At 63.2% G+C, this 20,495-nt stretch carries 16 protein-coding genes and 1 pseudogene; 3 read left to right on the forward strand and 14 right to left on the reverse strand.

What is annotated here, in order from left to right; translation table 11 throughout:
- Positions 1-420 precede the first annotated feature (420 nt).
- The 9 genes from tauD to ASF84_RS06525 form a co-directional block, all read right to left on the reverse strand.
- Positions 421-1,254 carry a taurine dioxygenase gene (gene tauD / locus ASF84_RS06485; protein WP_056836432.1) on the reverse strand — a complete coding sequence of 278 codons (834 nt, stop codon included), beginning with the start codon at positions 1,252-1,254 and terminating at the stop codon, positions 421-423.
- An 11-nt stretch (positions 1,255-1,265) separates the two neighbouring features.
- Positions 1,266-2,081, reverse strand: coding sequence for a taurine ABC transporter permease TauC (gene tauC / locus ASF84_RS06490; RefSeq protein WP_056836498.1), 816 nt, complete (start codon positions 2,079-2,081; stop codon positions 1,266-1,268).
- Positions 2,082-2,107: 26 nt separating this feature from the next.
- The gene (gene tauB, locus ASF84_RS06495; RefSeq protein WP_056836433.1) at positions 2,108-2,902 is read right to left on the reverse strand and encodes a taurine ABC transporter ATP-binding subunit; all 795 of its coding nucleotides are present in this window, start codon (positions 2,900-2,902) and stop codon (positions 2,108-2,110) included.
- A gap of 364 nt (positions 2,903-3,266) precedes the next feature.
- Complete coding sequence (tauA, locus tag ASF84_RS06500; RefSeq protein ID WP_056836435.1) at positions 3,267-4,250, reverse strand: taurine ABC transporter substrate-binding protein; 984 nt, start codon at positions 4,248-4,250, stop codon at positions 3,267-3,269.
- A gap of 167 nt (positions 4,251-4,417) precedes the next feature.
- On the reverse strand, positions 4,418-5,809 hold the full coding sequence (locus ASF84_RS06505) for an MFS transporter (RefSeq protein WP_056836501.1): 1,392 nt from the start codon (positions 5,807-5,809) through the stop codon (positions 4,418-4,420).
- Between the two features lie 82 nt (positions 5,810-5,891).
- A complete protein-coding gene (locus ASF84_RS06510; RefSeq protein ID WP_056836437.1) occupies positions 5,892-6,626 on the reverse strand; it encodes a hypothetical protein in 735 nt (244 codons plus the stop codon).
- Between the two features lie 2 nt (positions 6,627-6,628).
- Positions 6,629-7,405 carry a 2OG-Fe(II)-dependent halogenase WelO5 family protein gene (locus ASF84_RS06515; RefSeq protein ID WP_056836439.1) on the reverse strand — a complete coding sequence of 259 codons (777 nt, stop codon included), beginning with the start codon at positions 7,403-7,405 and terminating at the stop codon, positions 6,629-6,631.
- 54 nt (positions 7,406-7,459) lie between these two features.
- The gene (locus ASF84_RS06520) at positions 7,460-8,395 is read right to left on the reverse strand and encodes an ABC transporter substrate-binding protein (RefSeq protein WP_056836441.1); all 936 of its coding nucleotides are present in this window, start codon (positions 8,393-8,395) and stop codon (positions 7,460-7,462) included.
- Positions 8,392-10,857 carry a TonB-dependent receptor plug domain-containing protein gene (locus ASF84_RS06525; protein ID WP_056836443.1) on the reverse strand — a complete coding sequence of 822 codons (2,466 nt, stop codon included), beginning with the start codon at positions 10,855-10,857 and terminating at the stop codon, positions 8,392-8,394. The genes ASF84_RS06520 and ASF84_RS06525 overlap by 4 nt, the downstream gene beginning before the upstream one ends.
- A gap of 175 nt (positions 10,858-11,032) precedes the next feature.
- On the opposite strand from ASF84_RS06525, the gene ASF84_RS06530 reads away from it, so the two are divergent.
- Genes ASF84_RS06530 through ASF84_RS06540 form a run of 3 tightly spaced genes read left to right on the forward strand, consistent with a single transcriptional unit; the run spans position 11,033 to position 13,484 of the window.
- Positions 11,033-12,340, forward strand: a complete 1,308-nt coding sequence (locus ASF84_RS06530) for an LLM class flavin-dependent oxidoreductase (protein ID WP_056836445.1) — start codon at positions 11,033-11,035, stop codon at positions 12,338-12,340.
- Positions 12,341-12,390: 50 nt separating this feature from the next.
- Positions 12,391-12,795, forward strand: a complete 405-nt coding sequence (locus tag ASF84_RS06535) for an antitoxin Xre-like helix-turn-helix domain-containing protein (protein WP_056836447.1) — start codon at positions 12,391-12,393, stop codon at positions 12,793-12,795.
- On the forward strand, positions 12,789-13,484 hold the full coding sequence (locus ASF84_RS06540; RefSeq protein WP_056836449.1) for an RES family NAD+ phosphorylase: 696 nt from the start codon (positions 12,789-12,791) through the stop codon (positions 13,482-13,484). The genes ASF84_RS06535 and ASF84_RS06540 overlap by 7 nt, the downstream gene beginning before the upstream one ends.
- A gap of 108 nt (positions 13,485-13,592) precedes the next feature.
- Here ASF84_RS06540 and ASF84_RS29975 read toward each other — a convergent pair.
- From ASF84_RS29975 to ASF84_RS06565, 5 genes and pseudogenes are all read right to left on the reverse strand, one after another.
- Positions 13,593-13,766: pseudogene (locus tag ASF84_RS29975) on the reverse strand (DUF3422 family protein); the annotation flags it as partial.
- 318 nt (positions 13,767-14,084) lie between these two features.
- On the reverse strand, positions 14,085-15,842 hold the full coding sequence (gene betA, locus ASF84_RS06550; protein WP_109513259.1) for a choline dehydrogenase: 1,758 nt from the start codon (positions 15,840-15,842) through the stop codon (positions 14,085-14,087).
- Positions 15,843-15,981: 139 nt separating this feature from the next.
- Positions 15,982-17,454 (reverse strand): betaine-aldehyde dehydrogenase, encoded by a 1,473-nt coding sequence (betB, locus tag ASF84_RS06555; RefSeq protein WP_056836453.1) that lies wholly within the window; start codon positions 17,452-17,454, stop codon positions 15,982-15,984.
- Between the two features lie 605 nt (positions 17,455-18,059).
- The gene (locus ASF84_RS06560) at positions 18,060-19,220 is read right to left on the reverse strand and encodes an alpha/beta hydrolase family protein (protein ID WP_056836456.1); all 1,161 of its coding nucleotides are present in this window, start codon (positions 19,218-19,220) and stop codon (positions 18,060-18,062) included.
- 144 nt (positions 19,221-19,364) lie between these two features.
- The gene (locus ASF84_RS06565) at positions 19,365-20,303 is read right to left on the reverse strand and encodes a LysR family transcriptional regulator (RefSeq protein WP_056836458.1); all 939 of its coding nucleotides are present in this window, start codon (positions 20,301-20,303) and stop codon (positions 19,365-19,367) included.
- Between the last annotated feature and the right edge of the window lie 192 nt (positions 20,304-20,495).

Genomic DNA, 20,495 nt, shown 5'->3' on the forward strand with positions numbered 1-20,495 from the left:
ACCTTGGGAGTGGCGTAACTTCATGCGCGGCGAACAGCGGGCGTGACACGTGGGCAGGCGATTGCCAAATCCTTGAAAAGGCACGGCCTGCCTCATGGGCCGCCATTCTTGAATAGGCAGGCTTGAACAGGGACTAATGGATTACTACTTTAGTTATAACCATGAAGTGGGCGCGCGCTTGAATAAGCAAGGGGGTGGCCGCTTGTGCGATGCCCGTAATAACGGAGTTAATAAACCCTTTGACCCAGCGTGATGATCAAGTGGGCTTAGTTCATGTCGGGAGAGGGATGTGGATAGGGCGTTCATGGCGGGTTAGTAGGGTCGGTAAGTGCGGGCTTGAACGTGAACAGGCATGAACCCTGCTCCATGCTTGCCCGTCGATATCCGGCTGCCCATTGTGCGGACGATGGGCAACAGGCCCTAGTACGGCGCATCACCCAGAACAGTGGCACGGTGCATGATGCGTCGCTGCGGGCTGTAGTCGTCGATGGCGAAATGCTGGGTAATGCGGTTATCCCAGAATGCCACATCGTCCTGTTGCCACTGCCAGCGCACCGTGAATTGTGGTTGGGTCGAGTGGCTGAACAGCAGCTTGAGAATGGCGTCGCTTTCGGCGTCCGGCAGTTCGTTGATGCGTGTGGTGAAGCCCTCGTTGACAAACAGGCCCTTGCGCCCGGTCACCGGATGGGTGCGCACCACCGGATGGCTGCGCGGCGGGTGGCGGCGTTTGGCGTCCTCGAAGCGAGCCTTGTCCTGCTCGGTAATGGCAAAGCGTGATTCCGGGAACGATTTGTTCAGGTCATGAGTGGCGCTCAGGCCGTCGAGCAGGCGCTTGAGCGGCTCTGACAGGGCTTCGTAAGCGGCGCTGCTGCTGGCCCACAGGGTATCGCCGCCGTAAGGCGGCACCTGCCTGGCGCTGAGTATTGCGCCCAACGCCGGGGTTTCAAGAAAACTCACGTCCGAATGCCACAGTGCATTGTCACGCAGGTCGGTCACCGCCGTGTCGAGAATCAGCACCTCGGGCTGCCCGGGCACGTTGGGGTAGATCGGATGAATGTGCAGGTCACCGAAATGCGCCGCCAGCCGCGCCTGCTGCGCAGGTGTCAGTGGCTGGTTGCGAAAGAACAGCACCTGATGGTCAAGCAGCGCCTGATGCAATTGCGCGTGATGCGCAGCACTCAGAGGCTGGCTGAGGTCGACGCCTTCGATGCGGGCGCCCAGCGCCGGACTGACAGGGGTGATATGCAGGCTCATTGAGTCATCTCTTAGTGTGAGCGGCCGTGCCAGGGCACCAGTTTGCGTTGCAGGGCGCGCAGGCCCAGTTCCATGGCGAAGGCAACCAGGGCGATGACCAGGATGCCCAGCACCACCACGTCGGTGACCAGAAACTGCGCCGCCGACTGGACCATGAAGCCCAGGCCGCTGGTGGCGGCAATCAGTTCGGCGGCCACCAGGGTCGACCAGCCGACCCCCAGGCCGATGCGGATGCCGATCAGGATGTCCGGCAAGGCGGCCGGCACAATCACATGACGGATCAGCTGGCGGCGGCTGGCACCCAGCGACTGGGCCGCGCGGATTTTCGCCTGGTCGACATTGCGCACCCCGGTGGCGGTGGCAATGGCGATCGGCGCAAAGATCGCCAGGTAGATCAGCAAGGTCTTGGACAGCTCGCCGATGCCGCACCAGATCACGATCAGCGGCAGGTAGGCCAACGGCGGGATGGGCCGGTAGAACTCGATCAACGGGTCGAGAATGCCTTGGGCAATGCGGTTATGACCGATCGCAATGCCCACCGGCACGGCACAGACAATAGCTGCCACCAGCGCCAGGCCAATGCGTTGCAGGCTGGCGCCCAGGTGTTGCCAGAGGGTCGACTCCATGTAGCCGTCGGTGACCAGCAGCCAGGCTTTTTGCAGCACCGCCGAGGGTGGCGGCAGAAACAGCGGCTCGATCAGCCCGGTGGCGGTGATGGCCCACCACAGCGTCAGCAGCACAATGAAGGTCAGGCTGCTGATGGTGCGTGTGCCGAGCACCCAGGGGCGGCGTGTTGCCGGTGGGGGCTGACGGTCCAGGTGGCCAATGCCGGCCTGGCTGATCTGGGCGTCGCTCATGCGGGCTCCTTGCGCGCCTCGGCGCTGCGTTGCGAGAACACCCGCTGCAGCACATGCTCGCGGGTGGCAATGAAGGCAGGATCGGACTTGATGGCCCGCGCCGATTCGCCGGCGGCGTAGCGCTGGCCGAAGTCCAGTTTGAGGTGCTCGTCGATCCGGCCGGGCGAGGGTGCCAGCAGGATCAAGTCGGTGGCCAGGAACACGGCCTCTTCGATGTCATGGGTGATCAGGAACACCGGCTTGCTGGTGCGTTGCCAGACCTGCAGCAACAACTCCTGAACCTGCTCGCGGGTAAAGGCATCCAGTGCACCGAACGGCTCGTCCATCAGCAGCACACGCGGGTTGGCGGCCAGGGCGCGGGCCAGGCCCACACGCTGGCGCTGGCCACCGGACAGTTGCCAGATCTGCCGGTCTTCGAAGCCGGCCAGGTCCACCAGGGCAAGCATCTCGCGGGCGGTCTGTTCGCGCAGGCGCCGTTCGACGCCGGCCAGTTGCAGGCCAAAGCCTGCATTGTCGAGCACGTTCAGCCAGGGCAGCAAAGCGTCGTCCTGAAACACCACGCCGCGCTCGGCACTCGGGCCATGCACCGGTACGCCGTCCAGGGTGATACGCCCGCTGCCGGGGGCGACGAAGCCGGCGATCAGGTTCAGCAGCGACGTCTTGCCACTGCCCGACGGCCCCAGGGCCACCAGCAATTGCCGGGGGCCGAGGGTCAATGAAATGTCGGCCAGCACCGGCTCGGCGGCGCCCGGGTAATGAGCACTGACGCGCTCCAGTTGCAACAGGGCCATGGGCTTTGTCTCCAGAATGATGTTGCTGCAGCGGCCTTGAGTACGCGACCTGTCATAAAAAATAACTAGCTGATTTAATTGGATATTAAGTTCACCCCTTGTAGGAGCGCGCTCTGCCCGCGACCGGCTGCGTAGCAGTCGTAAAATTGCGGTGTTTCATAAATCCCTGATGGGTTAGCAGTCGTAAAATTGCGGCGTTTCATAGATCCCTGATGGGGTAGTAGTCATGCATTTGTGGCGTTTCCGAGATTTTGCGAGCGCTAACGCACTCGGTCGCGGTGGTCCGGCATTCCGGCAGAGCGCGCTCCTACAACGGTCCCTTGTTTGCGGCGCGCGAGGGCGGCGGTGATCTCCTGCTGTGGGCTCAGTGCTTGATGTACCGGGCGCTGACGTACGGGCTGTAGTCGCCCAGCACGGTCTCGACCTTGCCTTGCTCCTTGAGAAAGCTGGCAGTCTTGTGGATGGCGGTGGCGGTGCCGCCGTCGAGCAGCGCGCTGGAGCGTTGTGCCTGGGCGTCCGGGTATTCCGAGCCGGCCAGCAGTTCAGGCACGTCTTCGGCATTGGAGCCGGTCAGCCTGGCGATCTTTTTCACTTGCTCGGAATCGGCTGTCCACTGCGCCTTGTGCGCGGCGTAGTCGGCGAATGCGTCCAGGGTCACCTTGGTGAATTGCGCGATGACCTGTGGGTTCTTCTCGGCATAATCCTTGCGCGCGACCCAGACCTCGAAGGTCGGCGCGCCCCAGCGGCCGACTTCGGCGGCGTCGGTCAGCACCTTGCCGGTCTTGCGGATCTCGCCCAGCGCCGGCGACCAGACAAAGGCACCATCGATGTCGCCACGCTTCCAGGCGGCGGCGATCTGTAGCGGTTGCAGGTTGACCACCTTGACCTTGCCTTCCAGGCCCCATTGCTTGAGTGCGCCCAGCAGGCTGTAGTGCGACGTGGACACGAAGGGCGTGGCGATGGTCTTGCCGACCAGGTCCTGCGGGTTGACGATGCCGCTGCCGTTACGCACCACCAGGGCCTCGGCGGAATTGATCTGCGCCGAAACGATGAACGCCACGATCGGCACCTTGCGCGAGGCTGCGGCGGCCAGCGGGCTGGAGCCCAGGTTGCCGATCTGCACGTCGCCCGAGGCCAGCGCGGTCACCACTTCCGGGCCGCTGTTGAAGCGGCGCCAGTCGATTGTCTCGCCAATGGCCTTTTCGTAGGCACCGTCGGCCTGTGCGACCTTGCTGGGATCGACACCGGTCTGGTAACCGATGATCAGGGGCGCAGCCTGAACATTTAAGGTCAGCAGGGAAGCCGCCAGCACAGTGAGCAGAGGACGAACGAACGCTTTATGGGCCATGACGATTCTTCTTGATAGAGGGGCAGGTTTGCGCGACGAGGGCGCGGTCATTTCAGGTGTCTGGCTGGGCCGTTCACTCGGTAGGCGAATATTGAGGTTATAAAAAAGCTCATTCCAATAATTATTTGGAATGAGCTTAGAGCGGCGAACGAGGATGATCCGGGCTGTCAGGCCCTGGCAACACTCGGTGCTTCACGCAGTAGCCAGCGCTGCCCCAGCCAGGCGGCGAACAGCACGGCCGTCAGGGCGATCATCACGGCCTGGTAGCCTTGCAGGAAGGCACTGCTGCCAACGTTTTGTGCCGTGCCGGTGTAATGCCGCAGCAACCCGACGCCCAAGGCCAGGCCCAGGCCGCCACCGACGTTGTGCAGGGTCATCAGCGAACCGACCGCCACCGAGCCGAACCGCTCGGGCACCGCCGTTACGCCCAGCACCGTCGAGGGCCCCAGCAGGCAGGCCCAGCCCAGACCCATCAGGGCGAATGCGGCCAGCACATAGGCCCAGGCGGTGTCCGGCGAAAACGCGGCCTGCAACAGGGCGCTGGCGGCAAACAGCAATAGCCCGGTCTGGATCAGCAGGGCCGGCCCCTTGCGATCGACCAGCCGGCCGACCCAGGGTGACAGCAGCGCCACGCCCAGGGTGGTGGGCAACAGCAGCAGGCCGGTGCCCTGGCTGTCGGTGCCGCGCACCTGTGCCAGGTACAGCGGCATCATGAAAAAGGCCACGCAATAGAACACCGCCAGGGTAAAGCTGGCCAGCACCGCCGCCACGAATCGCCGGTTGGCGAACAGGCGCAGGTCGATGATGGGCGAGGTCACGCGCCGTTCGACGTGTACAAATACACCCAGCGCCAGCACCGCCAGCACCAGCGTGCCGAGGGTCGTGGTCGACTGCCAGCCCCAGTGACTGCCCTGGACAATCACCAGTACCAGCGCCGGCAGGCCGATCAGCAACAGCAGGGTGCCGGCCCAGTCGAGCCTGGGTTGCGCCTCGTCGGAGCGCGATTCGCTGACATTGCAGGCGATCACCGCCAGGCTCAGCAATACGAACGGCACGTTGATCAAAAAGATCCATGGCCAGCCAAACGCCTGGGTCAGCACACCACCCAAGACCGGGCCTGCCGCCAGACCGACACCGTTGACCCCGAACAGCACACCGAAGGCCTTGCCCTGTTCTTCAGGGGTGAAGGCCTGGGCCACGATGGCCCCGGACGCGGTGTACAGCACCGCGCAGGCCAGCCCTTGCAGCACGCGGGCGACCACCAGCGCTTCAAGGTGGCTGACCAGGCCCGCCGCCAGGGAGGCCAGCCCGAACACCACCAGCCCCAGTGACAGCACGCGCTTGCGCCCGTACAGATCGGCCAGGCGTCCGGCCAGCACCATGAAGCTGGACATCGCCAGCAGAAACGCGTTGATCACCCATTGCAGAGCGTCGACCGGGACCTGCAACTGCTCTTGCAGTGCCGGCAGGGCCGTGTTGACGATGGTGAAGTCGACGCAGCCCAGAAAGCTGGCGATGCTGACACCGCCCAGGGCCCACCATTTGCGAGAAGCTGTCATGAAAATCTCCTGTGTCCAGATCCGCCGGCCCTGGGCCATGCGCCGGTCATTGAAGACCGACGCATCCCCTGTGGACCTGTGATCAGATGGCGAAGGCAATCCTGGCCCAGACCGGATGCGCGTTACCATGCAGCGGCGGCTCGACCGTGGCGGCGCGTTTCTTGAATTTGAGCGACAGCCATTGGGCTTGATGGGGGTAGTGGGGCTCGACGAAGTGCCGGCGCGTGGCCGCCATGGCGCGGGTCATCGGTTGTGGGTAGACCACAAAGTCGATGCCTTGCGAGGCCCACAGCGGCATGATGATCGGGCATTCCTCGATCAGGTAGTTGAGGCAGCGGGTACGGGCTTCCTCCAGGTCCGCCTCGGGGTTGCGCTTGTGCAGACGCTCGAGGAACAGACCGATGGTGCCGTTGACCTCATCGCGGTAGTCGCGGTTGTTCTCGTATTCGAACTGCACCCGGTCCAGCCACGGCCGGTAGTCGCTGTCGAGCAGGCATTGCTCCCAGCGCAGGATGCGCGTCACGCTGGCCAGTGAGTTGATCGCCGCCTGGTTGCGGGCCAGCCATTGGTCGCCCGATTCGCTGCTGACCCGGTACACCTCTTCATAGCTGTAGTTGCTGAGGTTATGGCGCTGCAGGATATCGGCCACGGCAATGGTGGTGAACGCAAACCCCTGGCGGTTGATCAGGTCGATGGTGGCCTGGAACTTGCCGCCTTCGTGATAATCCTGGCCGACGCTGATCAGCAGCAAGGCATGCTTGCCGCGATAGTCCTGTTGAAGGTCCGTTTCAAATGCCGCTTTATAGGTCGCGCTCATGCTCAACTCCAGTAGATCAGGGGGGATTGCTCGCCGAAATAACCGATGAAACTCGACAGGGTGATTCGCGGCGTGTGGTGCACGGGACGGACCGCGTGAATGAACCGCGGGTTGATGATGATCAGGTCGCCGTCTTCGGGACGGGTGGTGAAGTCGGCCGGCGGCAGCCGGTCGCGGTCGATGCCGTAGTGGCGGGCGCTTTTCAGATGCTGGTACTGGTCTTCGCTGGGGCGGGTGTTCCACACCTCCAGCTCGCCGCCCTGCGCCGGCACTTGCAGGTAGATGTTGGCCGACAGCTGCGCCTGCAAGGCCACTTGCAAATGGGGCGGCAGGTTCCATTCCAGCTTGTCGATGTGCGGGCACAGGTCGATGCCCGGCTCCTGGTAGCGGGTGACGCCGGTGAAGCACTTCTGGCCGTCGACATCGAGCAGGTGCGCACCCCGCGGCCACGCCTCGTCAAGCCTGAGGCGTAAATCGTCAAGCGGCGACAGGTAAGGCCGAAAGGCATCCCGCACCCGGTCGATATTGCCTCGCGCCGCCTGGTGATAGGCCTGGCGCACCGTGTCGTCCTTGATTTCGGCATAGGCGATGCCCAGCCGGGTAAACTCGCGCGCATGCCCCAGGGCACCGCGCTGCGGATGGTCGAACAACTGTCGACGCGCCGCCTCCAGGCTCTGCTCGCTGACAAAGCCCGGGATGCGGATGCCATAGATGGCGTGATCGAGCAGTTGCTGGATATGCACCGAGCTCAAGGCTCGTGCTTCGATGGTCGCGAGCATTTACCGTACCTCCTGGCAGTAAAAGTGAACCCTGAAGATGAAACAGTGCCGGGTTCAATGATCGAAACGGGTGTCGTAGTGCGCGCTGGCGTCGATGCCCTGGCGGATGATTCCTTCATCGCGGTACAGGTCGGCGCTGTGTTGCAATTGATCGATCACCGTCGCATCGATGGCGATGCGTTGCGGGCGCGACTCCAGGGTCGAGACGCGATGAAACTCGACGGGCAGACCGGTGGAGGCAGCCAGTCGTTCGGCGTAGGCGTCCACATGGTGGTTGGCCCACTGGTAGGCGCGGTCGATGCGGCCCAGCAGGTCGCGCACGGCCTCGGTCTTTTCGTCGATGGCCTGCTGGCTGGCGACGATCAGCACATTGCCGGCAAACAGTTTCTCGCCACTGGCCAGTACCCGGGTCTGATCCTGCAGGCGGGCCATGCTGGTATAGGGGTCCCAGGTTGCCCACACGTCGGCCCCGCCATTGGCCAGCAACACCCGTGATTCGCCTGGTTGCAGGAAGATGAACTGCGCATCCGTGCCGTGCAGCCCGGCCTGGCGCAACACCGCCAGGGCCAGGAAATGGCCAATCGAGCCGCGAGTGGTCGTGATGCGCTGGCCCTTGAGGTCCGCTGTCGTCTTGAGCGGCGAATCCTGGCGGACCACCAGCGCCACCATGGTGGCGGTTACCTGCAACTTGATCACCGCCACGGTCTTGATCGGTGCCTGGGCGGCCACGGCAAAGATGAATGGCGCCTCGCCGAGCGCGCCGACATCGATGGCCTCGGCGCGCAGGGCTTCGGCCACCGGCGGCGCCGAGGCAAATGAGGCGAAGTCGATGGTGTAGGGCAGGTCCTGCAACTGCCCCGACGCCTCCAGCAGCACCTTCAGCGCACCTTTCTGGCTGCCCACCCGCAGCGTGGTCTGCGCCTGCACTGCGCCTGCCAGCGTCAAGCCCAGCCCCAGCACGGCCAGCAGGGTTTTGACCGAGCGGTTCAAAACGCTACGCTCACACGGCCGTAGTAATAACCACCGGCAAATCCATACGGTGAGAACATGCCGTATTCGTAAGTGCCGGCCCAGGTCTTGATGCCTTTCTTGTCCGGGTACACATCGAACAGGTTATTGGCGCCCAAGGCCACCGTGAGGTTGTCGGTGACGTCGTAGGCCACGTCCAGGTCGGTGATCCACTTGGCACTGTAGGTGCGGTCGTTTTCCGGGATGTTCGAGCCTTCGGTGTACTGGCCGTAGCGGGTCAGGGCCAGGTTGACGTTCCAGCGGTCGAGCCGGTATTGCGTCGAGGCAATCCACTTGTCCTTGGGCGTGGCACGGGTCAGGTCGGTCTGCTGTTGACGGTCGAACAACACGTAGCCGGCGCCCAGGCTGGACAGTTGGCTGGGGTTGGCGGCCAGCGCGCGAATGGTGTTGCGGTTGTGGTTATAGGCCAGGCTGAACTTCGCCTGCCCGTATTGCTGCAACGCCAGGCTGTACTCGGCTACCAGGTCGACCCCCTGGGTGCGGGTGTCGGCTGCGTTGGCGTAGTACTGGCCGGCCAGATTCGGCGGCAGGCCGTTGGCGGTGAGAATGTTCGACACTGCCGTGCCGCTGAGCACGCCGGTTTGCAGGATGCGGTCGTCGATGTCGATCAGGTACCAGTCGGCGGTCAGCCGCAGGCGCTCCACAGGCTCTGCCGTCAGGCCCAGGCTGTAGCTGAGCGAGGTTTCAGGTTGCAGCGAGGTGGCCCCAAGCGCCTTGGCTTCGGCTGAGTCGGGACGCATCTGGCGGGTACGGGCCACGCTGGTTACGCCGCCGACGCCGAACTGGGTGATGCTGCTGGTCGCCGAAAACTGGTTCTGCGCCAGCGACGGCGCGCGAAAACCCTTGCTGACTCCGGCACGCACGGCATAACCGGGCAGGAATTCATAGCGGGTGGTCAGTTTGCCGCTGGTCGTGTCGCCGATGCCCTGGTTGTACTTCTCATGGCGTACTGCTGCGCCCACGTACCAGTCGTTGGTGATGTCCAGGCCCAGGTCAAAGTAAGCGGCGACGTTCTGACGCTGGCTGCTACCGGCATCATCCGGACTGGTACCGGCCACCGAAAACAGCCCGGGGTCGGGTACCCGGCCGGCGAACGGCCCGCTGGGAATCACGTAGCTGCCCTGGTTGTAGGCATTGGGCTCGCCGGCTTCGAGGGTGAAGGTTTCACGGCGGTATTCGAGCCCGGCCGAGATTTGCAGCGGGCTGCTCCAGCCGATGTCCAGGGCGCGGGTGACGTCCAGGTTGGTGGTCCACTGGTCGAAGACTTCGTTGGCCAGGTGGAAGCGGTGCTGGCTAAAGTCCGGACCGTTGGAAATGTTGACGTTGTTGTCGGTGTACAGGCGCGCCTTGTCGCGGCCATAGCTGCTGCTGACATCCCAGTCCCAGCCGGCCAGCTCGCCCTTGAGCCCGGCGGTGGCCTGGTAGTCGACTTCCTCGATCTCGCGCCGGGCCTGGCCGCCGTCGCCATACGGCGCCCCTGGCACGCCGGCCAGACTGGTGATGTCGGTGGGTTTGCGGTGGCCCAGGTCCTTGTTGCTGTTGCGATAGCTCAAGGTCGAGAACGAATACAGGCGCACATCGTTTTGCAGCGGCACTTCCAGGTTGTAGGCCAGGCTCGTGGTACGGTCGCGGCCCAGGCCGTATTCGTTGCCCCAGCCATGGCGATTGCCTTCGCGTGGGTCGGGTGAGCCGTCGGGCTGGTTGAAGTAGAGCTGGCCGGAGGCGGCCGAGTCGCGGATCCAGGGTTCCTGTGCCTTGGCGTCGAACGACAGGTTGAAAAAACCGCCATAACCCAGTGTCGTGCCCAGGTTGGCCGCTTCATGACCGGTGGTGCCGTCGCCGTTGTAGTTCTGGCCCAGCGAGGTTTCAGCCGTCAGGCCCTGGGCGTTGCGCTTGAGGATGATATTGATGACCCCGGCAATGGCGTCCGAGCCGTACTGGGCGGCGGCGCCGTCGCGCAACACCTCGATGCGTTCCACGGCGGCGGTGGGAATCAGGTCCAGATCGACCGGGGTAGAGGCATTACCGACCCGTGCATTGTTGTTGATCATGGCGGTGTTGTGCCGGCGCTTGCCATTGACCAGGATCAGCACTTGATCGCCACCCAGCCCGCGCATGCTGATGCCGCGCACCACAAACCCGGTGCCGCCACCGTTGAAGGTCGGCACGTTGAAGGACGGGATCAGGCGGGCGAGGATTTCCTTGAGGCCGCTCTTGCCGGTGGCGGTGAGCTGCTCGCTGGTGTAGACGTCGATCGGGACAGGGGTGTCGGTGAGGGTGCGCTGCTGGTTGCCACGAAGGCCGGTCACCAGCACGGTGTCCAGCGTGTCTTCAGCCTGGACCAGGCTGCTCAGGGCACTGGCGGCAATCAATAACCCGGCGGTGGGCAGGGGGGCAAAATACGTTCGGGCAGCGTTGTTCATCAGTCGTTATCCATGCGTGCATCGTCAGTGTCCTTAGCGCCGGAAGCGCCCGTTTTGGATCCCATTATTGGGTGAGTGAAAGTGTACGACTGGTAACAAAATGTTAAAAATACATAAAGCTCATAAGCTAATATTTATATCTTGTAACAAAACTACTTAATCCAGTGTGGGTGTCATGAGTCGTATCCAACAGCACATGCGTCTGGGCCTGTTTATCCAGGCCGCCGGTCATCATGCTTCGGGCTGGCGTTATCCGGGTGCACAAAGCGGCAGCGAGAATTTCAATCTGATCCGACGCCTGACCGAAAGCGCGGAGCGCGCCTGTTTCGATCTGGTGTTCTTCGGTGACAAACTTGTCACCGGTCCTCAGGAACCGCCGTCGATGATTGTGCGCTTCGAGCCCTTGACCCTGCTCGGCGCACTGGCCATGGTCACTGAGCGTATCGGCCTGGTTGCCACGGCATCGACCACTTACGGCGAACCCTTCACGATTGCGCGTCAGTTCGGCACCCTCGATCACCTGTCCGGTGGTCGCGCCGGCTGGAATGTGGTGACCACCGGCTACGACAGTGCGGCCAATTTCACCTTGGGCAACCATCCCGATCATGAGCAGCGTTATGCCGTGGCCGAGGAGTTCGTCGATGTGGTGCGCGGTTTGTGGGACAGCTTTGAAGACGACGCCTATGTGCGCGATGCTGAAACGGGGGTCTACCTGGATACGGCGAAGATGCACCGCCTTGATCATCAGGGCAGGTTTTTCAATATTGCCGGCCCGCTTAACCTGACTCGCAGCCCGCAGGGCCATCCGGTCCTGGTGCAGGCCGGTTCATCGGGACCGGGCATGGCCCTGGCCTCGCGCATTGCCGAGGTGGTGTTCACCGCCCAGCAGGATTTGCACAGTGCGCAGCAGTTCTATCGAGACCTCAAGCGCCAGGTGGTCGAGCACGGTCGTGACCCGGCGCATTGCCTGGTGATGCCGGGCATCATGCCGATCATCGGCCGTACCCGGGAGGAGGCGCTGGCGCACTTCGAACGCTTGCAGCAATGGAATGATCTGGACGCGGCGCTGGCGCTGGTCAGTGACCGACTGGGGCATGACGTGCGCGGCCTGGACCTGGACCGGCCGTTGCCGGACCTGACCCTGCCACAGAACATGAGAAGCCGGGCGCAACTGTTGCTGGACATGAGCCACAAGGACGGTCTGACCCTGCGCCAGGTCTGCCATCTGGCCGCCGGCGCACGGGGTCATCGCATTGTGGTCGGCACCGCGCATCAGGTGGCCGACGAGATGATCGCCTGGTTTGAAGGTGAGGCCGCCGATGGTTTCAACCTGATGCCGGCACATTTTCCCGAAGGGCTTGATGCGTTTGTCGAGGGTGTCTTGCCGATCCTGCGCCGGCACGGTCTGTTTCGCGAATGCTACACCGGCCATACCTTGCGCGAGCACCTGGGCTTGCCGCGTCCTGCAGATTTTGGTCTGTAGAGTTGTTTGTGCTAGATTTGAATCTACAGAATGATTATTCGAGGTGCATCATGACCGCTTTGGCTCAAGCCGCCGTCCTCAGCAAGACCCAGTGCGTTACCGGCCTGCGCGCCGCCTTGCGCATTCTCGATAAATGGCAGGCCTCGACAGACCAGGCCTGCCGCATCCTGCGTATCTCGCGCAGCACCTATACCCGTGCCCGGCAAGACGACGCCGGCTGGTCGGTGAGTCTGGACATGGATCAGATGCACCGCATCAGCTTTGTGCTCAATATCCATGCAGCGCTGCGCACGATTTTCGATAACCCTGAAAATGTGTACGGCTTCGCCTCGCTGGCCAATCACAATGATTTCTTCAATGGTCGTACACCGCTGGAGATCATGGCCCAGGGCGACTTCATTTCGTTGTACGAAACCTTCCGGCGCATCGATGCCCTGCGGGGTGCGCAATGGTGAGCCCGGCCGAACTGGCCGAGCGGCCGCAACAGGCCGTGCAGGCGCACCGGCTGGTCAATTCGCGCTTCCCGCCCATCGACCTGTTCAACGACGTGGCCGACGCGGCCGAGTTCGAGGCGCTGTATCAGATCCAGGCGCTGACCAACCCGCGCCTGCTCAATGAAGTCGGGCGTATCGAGCTGATTGCGCTGCGCGAGATTCCCTTCGGCATTCCCGGCTGTTCCTATGCCGCCGCGCCCTTTACCCACGTCAACCCGGACGGTTCACGCTTCAGCGATGGTCGCTTTGGCGTGCTGTACGTGGCCGACACCGTCGAAACCGCCGTGGCCGAAGTGCACCATCATCAACAGCGTTATTGGTCGAAAGTGCCGGAGCTGAGTTACGAGCGCTTTGTGTTTCGCGCCCTGGTGTGTCATTTCAACGAGGCCGGCCTGCGCGATGCCGCCGCCTTGTCGCTGTCGCATCCGATTCACGCGCCGGGCGATTACAGTCACTCTCATCAGTTGGGTGCAGCCATCAAGCATCAGGGCGGCGTGGGCCTGCGTTATTGCTCGGTGCGCTCGCCAGGCAACCTGTGCTGGGCGCTGATGACCCCGCGCCCGGTGACCGCCATTCACCAGAGCGCGCATTACGAGATGATCTGGAACGGGCGTATCACCAGCGTGAACCGGCTATCGAATGCGACTTAGGGTCTGTTGCCGGTTCTGTGGTCGGGCCGGGGCGGTTCAGGCGGTGTCCCTGATCTTGCGCCGGCTGTGCCATAGCACGGCCAGGGTCACCGGGATGCAGGCCGGCACGGCCAGTTGCGCTAGGCGTTCGGGTATCACCGCGCAGTAACGCACCGAGGGCCGAAAGCGGCGTTTGATGAACACACCCAGGCGCTGGGAATCGCCGGCATGGGTTTCGCGCCGCTCGGCAATGCGCTCATCCACCAGGTTGGCATAGGCTGCGGTGGTGGCCAGGCGTTGCTGGCCGATAGCGGAGCCGGCCGGGTCATGGAAACCATAGCGGCTCAAATCAAACGACTCGGGACGCTCTTCGATGACCTGCACTTGCATGGCGTTGATCACACAATGGGCATATTGCGTCATCAGATCCGTCAACAGGAAGAGTCAATGCCTGAGAGATTGGATGCGAAGAGAGGGGGATGAGTCACGCCGGTTCATGGACGTGGGGGCCGGTCGAGCGAATGTGGCAGGCCAGGCCATGATGAGGTCGGGCCATTCGCGACCGTGGGTCGCTCCTGCGAAAAACCCGTAGGAGCGACCCACGGTCGCGAATGCAGACTATCAGTGCGCCACAGGCTCCAGCGGTGCTTGAAGCGGAGCCGCTTGCGGTGCATCCAGACCCTCAGTGTGCTCGGTCGGGCGCATCGCGGTGCGACGTACCGGCGCGCCGTTGGCCTTGAAGTACCTGGCCGTGCTGCGCGCCAGCGGGCTGCGGTTGCGGATACGGTCGGCGATCTTCTCGGCGATCATGATGGTGGTGGCGTTGAGGTTGCCGGTGATGATTTCCGGCATGATCGAGGCATCGACTACGCGCAGCGCCTGCAGGCCATGCACACGGCCCTGACCGTCGACCACCGCCAGCGGATCGGTGCCCATCTTGCAGGTGCAGGACGGGTGATAAGCGGTTTCGGCATGGTCGCGCACGAAGGCATCGAGCTGTTCGTCGGTCTTCACGTCCAGGCCTGGGCTGATTTCACGGCCGCGGTACGGGTCCAGCGCCGGTTGCGCGATGATTTCGCGGGTGATGCGGATCGCATCGCGAAACTCCTGCCAGTCCTGCTCCGAAGCCATGTAGTTGAACAGGATGCTGGGGTGCTCGTGCGGGTCCTTGGACTTGATCTGCACCCGGCCACGGCTGGGCGAGCGCATGGAGCCGACGTGCGCCTGGAAGCCATGTTCCTGGACGCCCTTGGTGCCGTTGTAATTGATGGCCACCGGCAGGAAGTGGTACTGGATGTTCGGCCATTCGAACTCGGGACGCGAGCGGATGAAACCGCCGGCCTCGAACTGATTGCTGGCGCCGATGCCGGTGCCGTTGAACAGCCACTCGGCACCGATGGCCGGCTGGTTCCACCACAGCAGTGACGGGTACAGCGACACCGGCTGGGTGCAGGCGTACTGAATGTACATTTCCAGGTGGTCCTGCAGGTTCTCGCCTACGCCCGGCAGGTCATGCACCACCGGCACATGGTGCTTGTTCAGCAGCTCGGCAGGACCTACGCCTGAGCGTTGCAGGATCTGTGGTGAGGCGATGGCGCCGGCGCACAGCAGCACTTCCTTGCGCGCCCGGGCCTGGGTCGGCGTGGTGGCATTGCCCACCAGGTAGCTGACACCCACGGCGCGCTTGCCCTCGAACAGAATGCGGTCGGTGGTGGCGTGGGTGACGATGGTCAGGGTGTCACGCTGCTTGGCGGTGTCCAGATAACCGCGCGCGGTGCTGGCGCGGCGTCCGTTGGGCGTGACGGTACGGTCCATCGGGCCGAAACCTTCCTGCTGGTAGCCGTTCAAGTCTTCGGTGCGCGGGTAACCGGCTTGCACGCCGGCTTCGACCATGGCGGCGAACAACGGGTTGTTGTTGGGCTTGGGCGTGGTCACGCTGACCGGGCCCTGGCCGCCGTGCCAGTCATCGGGGCCGATGTCGCGGGTTTCAGCCTTGCGAAAATACGGCAGGCAGTCCGGGTAGGCCCAGTCTTCAAGGCCGGGCAGCTTGGCCCAGCCGTCGAAATCCATGGCGTTGCCGCGGATATAGCACATGCCATTGATCAGCGACGAACCACCCAGGCCCTTGCCGCGACCGCACTCCATGCGGCGGTTGTTCATGTGCGGTTCCGGGTCGGTCTCGTAGGCCCAGTTGTAGCGCCGACCTTGCAGCGGGAAGGCCAGGGCCGCTGGCATCTGGGTACGAAAATCCAGGCGGTAGTCAGGGCCACCGGCTTCGAGCAGCAGCACGCTGACGCCGGCGTCTTCGGTCAGGCGGGCGGCCAGAGTGTTACCGGCCGAGCCGGCACCGATGATGATGTAATCGAATTCTTGGGACATGAAATGCGTCCTCATCTCTGAACGGTCGCGTCAACGACCGTAGGAGCGGCCTGGGCCGCGAAAAATAGTTGCCGCGCTTTCACGGCTCAGGCGCAATGCCGCCAGGCGGCGCCTGCGATGTGCGCAGGCGCCGCCTCTATCAGAACACCGAGGCGTAGTCACCCAGCTCGACCTGAATCGACTTGACCCGGGTGTACTGCGCCAGCGACAGAATGCCGTTCTCACGGCCCACGCCCGACTGCTTGTAGCCGCCTACCGGCATGGCCGCGGCCGATTCGCCCCAGGTGTTGATCCAGCAGATACCAGCTTCGAGCTGATGGATCACGCGGTGCGCGCGGGTCAGGTTCTCGGTGACGATGCCGGCAGCCAGGCCGTAGTCGGTGTCGTTGGCACGGCGCACGACTTCTTCTTCGCTGTCGTAGCCAAGAATGCTCATGACCGGGCCGAAGATTTCTTCGCGCACGATGGTCATGTCGTCGGTGCAGTCGGTGAACACGGTCGGGGCGATGTAGGCGCCCTTGGCCAGTGCGCCTTCGGTCAGGCGATCGCCGCCGCACAGCAGGCGTGCACCTTGTTGCTTGCCCTGGGCGATGTAGCCCAGCACGCTTTCCATATGGTCGAAGCTGACCATCGGCCCGAAGTTGGTGTTTTCGTCGGTCGGGTCGCCGATGCGGATGCGCTTGACGCGCTCCAGCACCTTGGCTTCAAAGGCGGCCTTGAGGCTGTTGGGGATAAACACCCGGGTGCCGTTGGTGCACACCTGGCCGGAGCTGTAGAAGTTGGCCATCATCGCGATGTCGGCGGCCTTGTCCAGGTCGGCGTCTTCGAAAATGATCAGCGGCGACTTGCCGCCCAGCTCCATGGTCACTTCCTTGAGGCTTGAGCCCGAGGCGCTGGCCATGACCTTCTTGCCGGTGCTGGTGCCGCCGGTGAACGAGATCTTCTCGATCTGCGGATGCTCGGTCAGGGCGCTGCCGACATCGCGGCCGCTGCCGGTCAGGACGTTGAATACACCATCGGGCAGTCCGGCGGCGGTGAAGATCTCGGCCAGCTTGAGGGTGGTCAGCGAGGTGACTTCGCTGGGCTTGAAGATCATCGCGTTACCGGCGGCCAGGGCCGGGGCCGACTTCCACAGGGCGATCTGGATCGGGTAGTTCCAGGCACCGATGCCGGCGGTGATGCCCAGCGGCTCGCGGCGGGTATAGACGAACGAGCTGTCGCGCAGCGGGATCTGCTCGCCTTCGATGGCCACCGCCAGGCCGGCGTAGTACTCCAGCACGTCGGCGCCGGTGACCACATCGACGTAACGGGTTTCCGAATAGGCCTTGCCGGTGTCCAGGGTTTCGAGCTGCGCCAGTTCATCGTTGCGCTCGCGCAGGATGTCCACGGCACGGCGCAGGATGCGCGAACGTTCGACAGGAGTCATGGCGCCCCAGACTTTCTGGCCTTCTGCGGCGCTCTTGACCGCACGGTCGACATCGGCGGCCGTGGCACGCTGAACCTTGGCCAGCACTTCACCGGTGGCCGGGTTGATGGCATCAAAGGTCTCGGTGCTGCTGGCGTCGACATAGCCGCCGTGGATGTAGAGTTTTTGCGTTTCAAAACGGGCCATAAAATTCTCGCAAGTGCATAGGTTGACTGGCGTCCGCCTCCGGGCCGGGTGGGGCCGCAGGGCGGTTCGTTCATTGCACCGTGGTGATCGGTGCACGCGGGTTGTTCGCCAAGGCCAGGGCCGTGATCGACCCTGATAACTGAAAACAGCCTACTTTATTTATGTTGAACGCTCAATCAGTAAAAAAGAGGACTGCGACGATCCCTTGCTGATGACACGCTTTTGAGCGTGCCATGAGCCTGAATAAAGGCATCCTGTAAGGGGTGTGACCGAGAACGACGCCAGACGTTCGCCGCTTGTTCGCGACATTTGCATCATGGCGGGAGGGCAGCGCGCCAAGGCGGCGCGCCAAGGCGGCACGCTGTAGCGCAGTGAACATGGGGGCGGTGTGTAGGAGCGCGCTCTGCCCGCGACCGGCTGCGCAGCAGTCGTAAATTTTCAGCGTTTCACAGATTTCTGCGAGCGCTTCGCACTCGGTCGCCGTGGTCCGGCATTCCGGCAAGCGGGCTCCTACTGAGATAAATCAACTATCCATTAACATCAAAAAGTTGTTTTGATGAAATTCCTGATCAAGCGACCACCATGATCGGTCGTTGCCGTGCAGGTCAGGCTTTTGTGCGCCCGCCCAATGCCTCGGCCACCCAGTCGGCAATGAAGTGTCCGGCATTGATGCTGTTGTCGAAGCTCGAATGCTGCACGCCGCCTTCGCGGTCGGTGAAGATCTTCAGCTCGCGTCGCGGGCTGTTGACCAGTTGCTCGTAGGTGCGGTGCGCCCACTTGAGCGGAATCTGCGAGTCTTTCTCGCCATGGGTCACCAGAAACGGCACCTTGATGCGGTCCAGCACGCCGTCGAGGTGGACATTCTCGGCAATGGTCATGAACTCATCGACGTTCCTGGCGCCCCAGACCCAGCACACATGCGCCCAGTAGTGTGGCACCGGAAAATCACCTTCCTTTTCCAGGCGGCGCTTCTGCACGTCGCGCCAGTCATGGTTGGCGCCCCAGACCACGCCACAGGCAAAGCGTGGCTCGAAGGCCACGGCGCGCGGGCAGTAATAGCCGCCCAGTGACACGCCTTCCATGCCGATGCGCTCGGGATCGACATCGTCGCGGGTTTCCAGCCAGTCCACTACGCGGCTGGCCCAGTGCTCGCTGTCATAACGGGCGGTCAAGCCTTGCAGGCGCAGGGCTTCGCCGGTGCCGGGCTGGTCGATGATCAGGGACGACACGCCGCGCCTGGCCAGCCAGGCCGGCAGGCCGACGCGGTATTTCATTTCCTTGGTCGAGTCCAGGCCGTTGACCTGCACCAGCAAGGGCGCCGGCCCTTGCACGCCTTCGGCGCGTACGTACAGACCGCTCAGGTGCTTGCCCTCGTAAGGAATCTCGACCCGCTCGCAATTCTCGCTCGCCAAGGCAATACCCTGTGCGAAGGTCTGCAGAAAACGCTGGTACAGCGCTTCACGGCCCGGCGCGCCATGGGCCTGCAGGCGTTCGCAAGTCAGGTAATAAGTGGCCGCGCGGCTGTATTTTTCACCGGCCGACAGCAAGCGGCCGGCCGCCTGGTCTTCTTCGGCCAGGCCGCACAGTTTGTCGGCCATCTGTGCCCAGGTTTCACGAAAGGCCCGGGTGCCGTCGGCGTCGGGCTGTCTGGCGGCCTCTTGCAAGGGCGCGCACATCTGCTCGATCTCGCCCATGCGGGCGCCCATTTCGATGGCCAGGTCCACCGACAGGTTCCAGACGTAATTGGTAGGGAAATAGCGGAACATTTTTTATTGTCCTTGTGCGGGCGAAAGGTCCGGCGCCCAAAGACAGGCTGGGCGCGTACCCCTGAAAGGTACGCAGGCAGGGCAGGGTGCGGCCAATCGCGACGGGGGATGCGAGGTATCGCCAAACGCGATGGCTGCACCGCGTCAGCCCGTCGCTTGCAACGCCTCGGCCGGCTGGTCGACATCGTGCATGAAGTCGCGGATGCGCTCGCGCAGCCAGCGGTGCATGGGGTCGCCTTCCATGCTGCGGTGCCAGAGCATGTATTCGCGCATCACCGGAATCTTCACCGGCGCCGGCAGGATGCGCAGCGGCAGGTAGCGCGCATACAGCTCGGCCAGGCGGCGGTGCATGGTGGCGACGCGATGAGTGCCGACCAGCAATTGCGGCAGGGTATTGAAATCATTGGTGATCACTTCCAGGCGCCGGTGGAAGTTGTACTGGCTCATGAACCAGTCCTCGATGCTCAGGTGCCGGTTGCGACCGAACCCCACCGAGATATGGCCCATCTGCATGTACTGCTCCATGGTCAGGGTCTGGCCGACCTCGGGGTTGTCGCGCCAGACCACGCACACATGCTCTTCTTCGAACAACAGCTGCGAAGGGTGGCCGTCGATGGCGTAGCGCTCGGGCACGATCATCATGTCCACTTCGCCGCGCATCAACAGCTCGCCGCTGCCGTCGCCGGGGCTGAGCATCTCGAAGGTGATCGACGGCGCCACCTGGTGGATCTTCTGGATGACCCGGGCGAACAGCACACTGATCAGGTAGTCGGAGGTCACCAGGCGAAAGTGCCGTTTGCTGCTGGCCGGCTCGAACACCGGCTTGGCGGTGATGGACGAGCGAATGGTCAGCAGCACCTCGCGCACCGGGGTGGCCAGCTCCAGCGCATAGGGGGTCGGCTGCATCTTGCGCCCCACTTGCACCAGCAGTTCATCTTCAAAAAAGGTCCGCAAGCGACCCAGCACACCGCTGGTAGCCGACTGGGTCATGTGCAGGCGTTCGGCGGCGCGGGTGATGTTCTGCTCTTCCAGCAGCACATCCAGCGCGACCAGCAGGTTCAGGTCCAGGTGGTTGAAGCGCACGGCGATACCTCGAGGGTCTTGTAGTTATTTTGGCGATACCTTCGCCCGCGTCCGATCCCGCGTCAATCCCGCTTCTGCCGCTGTGGGCGGTAAACGCCCGGCCTTATGGATGCCCGCGCAGGTATCGCAATTGCCGATGCCTCACATCCCTACACACGATTGGTCAGCCGCCCAGTGCTGGCGTCAACTGCG

Origin of the sequence: Pseudomonas sp. Leaf127 (assembly GCF_001423155.1) — a bacterium.
GTDB classification, from domain to species: Bacteria; Pseudomonadota; Gammaproteobacteria; order Pseudomonadales; family Pseudomonadaceae; genus Aquipseudomonas; species Aquipseudomonas ovata.

Coding starts and splice junctions, on each gene's coding strand:
- tauD (WP_056836432.1), bottom strand. CDS start 1,254: ATGAGCCTGCATATCACCCCTGTCAGTCCGGCGCTGGGCGCCCGCATC.
- tauB (WP_056836433.1), bottom strand. CDS start 2,902: ATGGCCCTGTTGCAACTGGAGCGCGTCAGTGCTCATTACCCGGGCGCC.
- tauA (WP_056836435.1), bottom strand. CDS start 4,250: ATGGCCCATAAAGCGTTCGTTCGTCCTCTGCTCACTGTGCTGGCGGCT.
- ASF84_RS06505 (WP_056836501.1), bottom strand. CDS start 5,809: ATGACAGCTTCTCGCAAATGGTGGGCCCTGGGCGGTGTCAGCATCGCC.
- ASF84_RS06510 (WP_056836437.1), bottom strand. CDS start 6,626: ATGAGCGCGACCTATAAAGCGGCATTTGAAACGGACCTTCAACAGGAC.
- ASF84_RS06515 (WP_056836439.1), bottom strand. CDS start 7,405: ATGCTCGCGACCATCGAAGCACGAGCCTTGAGCTCGGTGCATATCCAG.
- ASF84_RS06525 (WP_056836443.1), bottom strand. CDS start 10,857: ATGAACAACGCTGCCCGAACGTATTTTGCCCCCCTGCCCACCGCCGGG.
- ASF84_RS06530 (WP_056836445.1), top strand. CDS start 11,033: ATGAGTCGTATCCAACAGCACATGCGTCTGGGCCTGTTTATCCAGGCC.
- ASF84_RS06535 (WP_056836447.1), top strand. CDS start 12,391: ATGACCGCTTTGGCTCAAGCCGCCGTCCTCAGCAAGACCCAGTGCGTT.
- ASF84_RS06540 (WP_056836449.1), top strand. CDS start 12,789: ATGGTGAGCCCGGCCGAACTGGCCGAGCGGCCGCAACAGGCCGTGCAG.
- betA (WP_109513259.1), bottom strand. CDS start 15,842: ATGTCCCAAGAATTCGATTACATCATCATCGGTGCCGGCTCGGCCGGT.
- betB (WP_056836453.1), bottom strand. CDS start 17,454: ATGGCCCGTTTTGAAACGCAAAAACTCTACATCCACGGCGGCTATGTC.
- ASF84_RS06560 (WP_056836456.1), bottom strand. CDS start 19,220: ATGTTCCGCTATTTCCCTACCAATTACGTCTGGAACCTGTCGGTGGAC.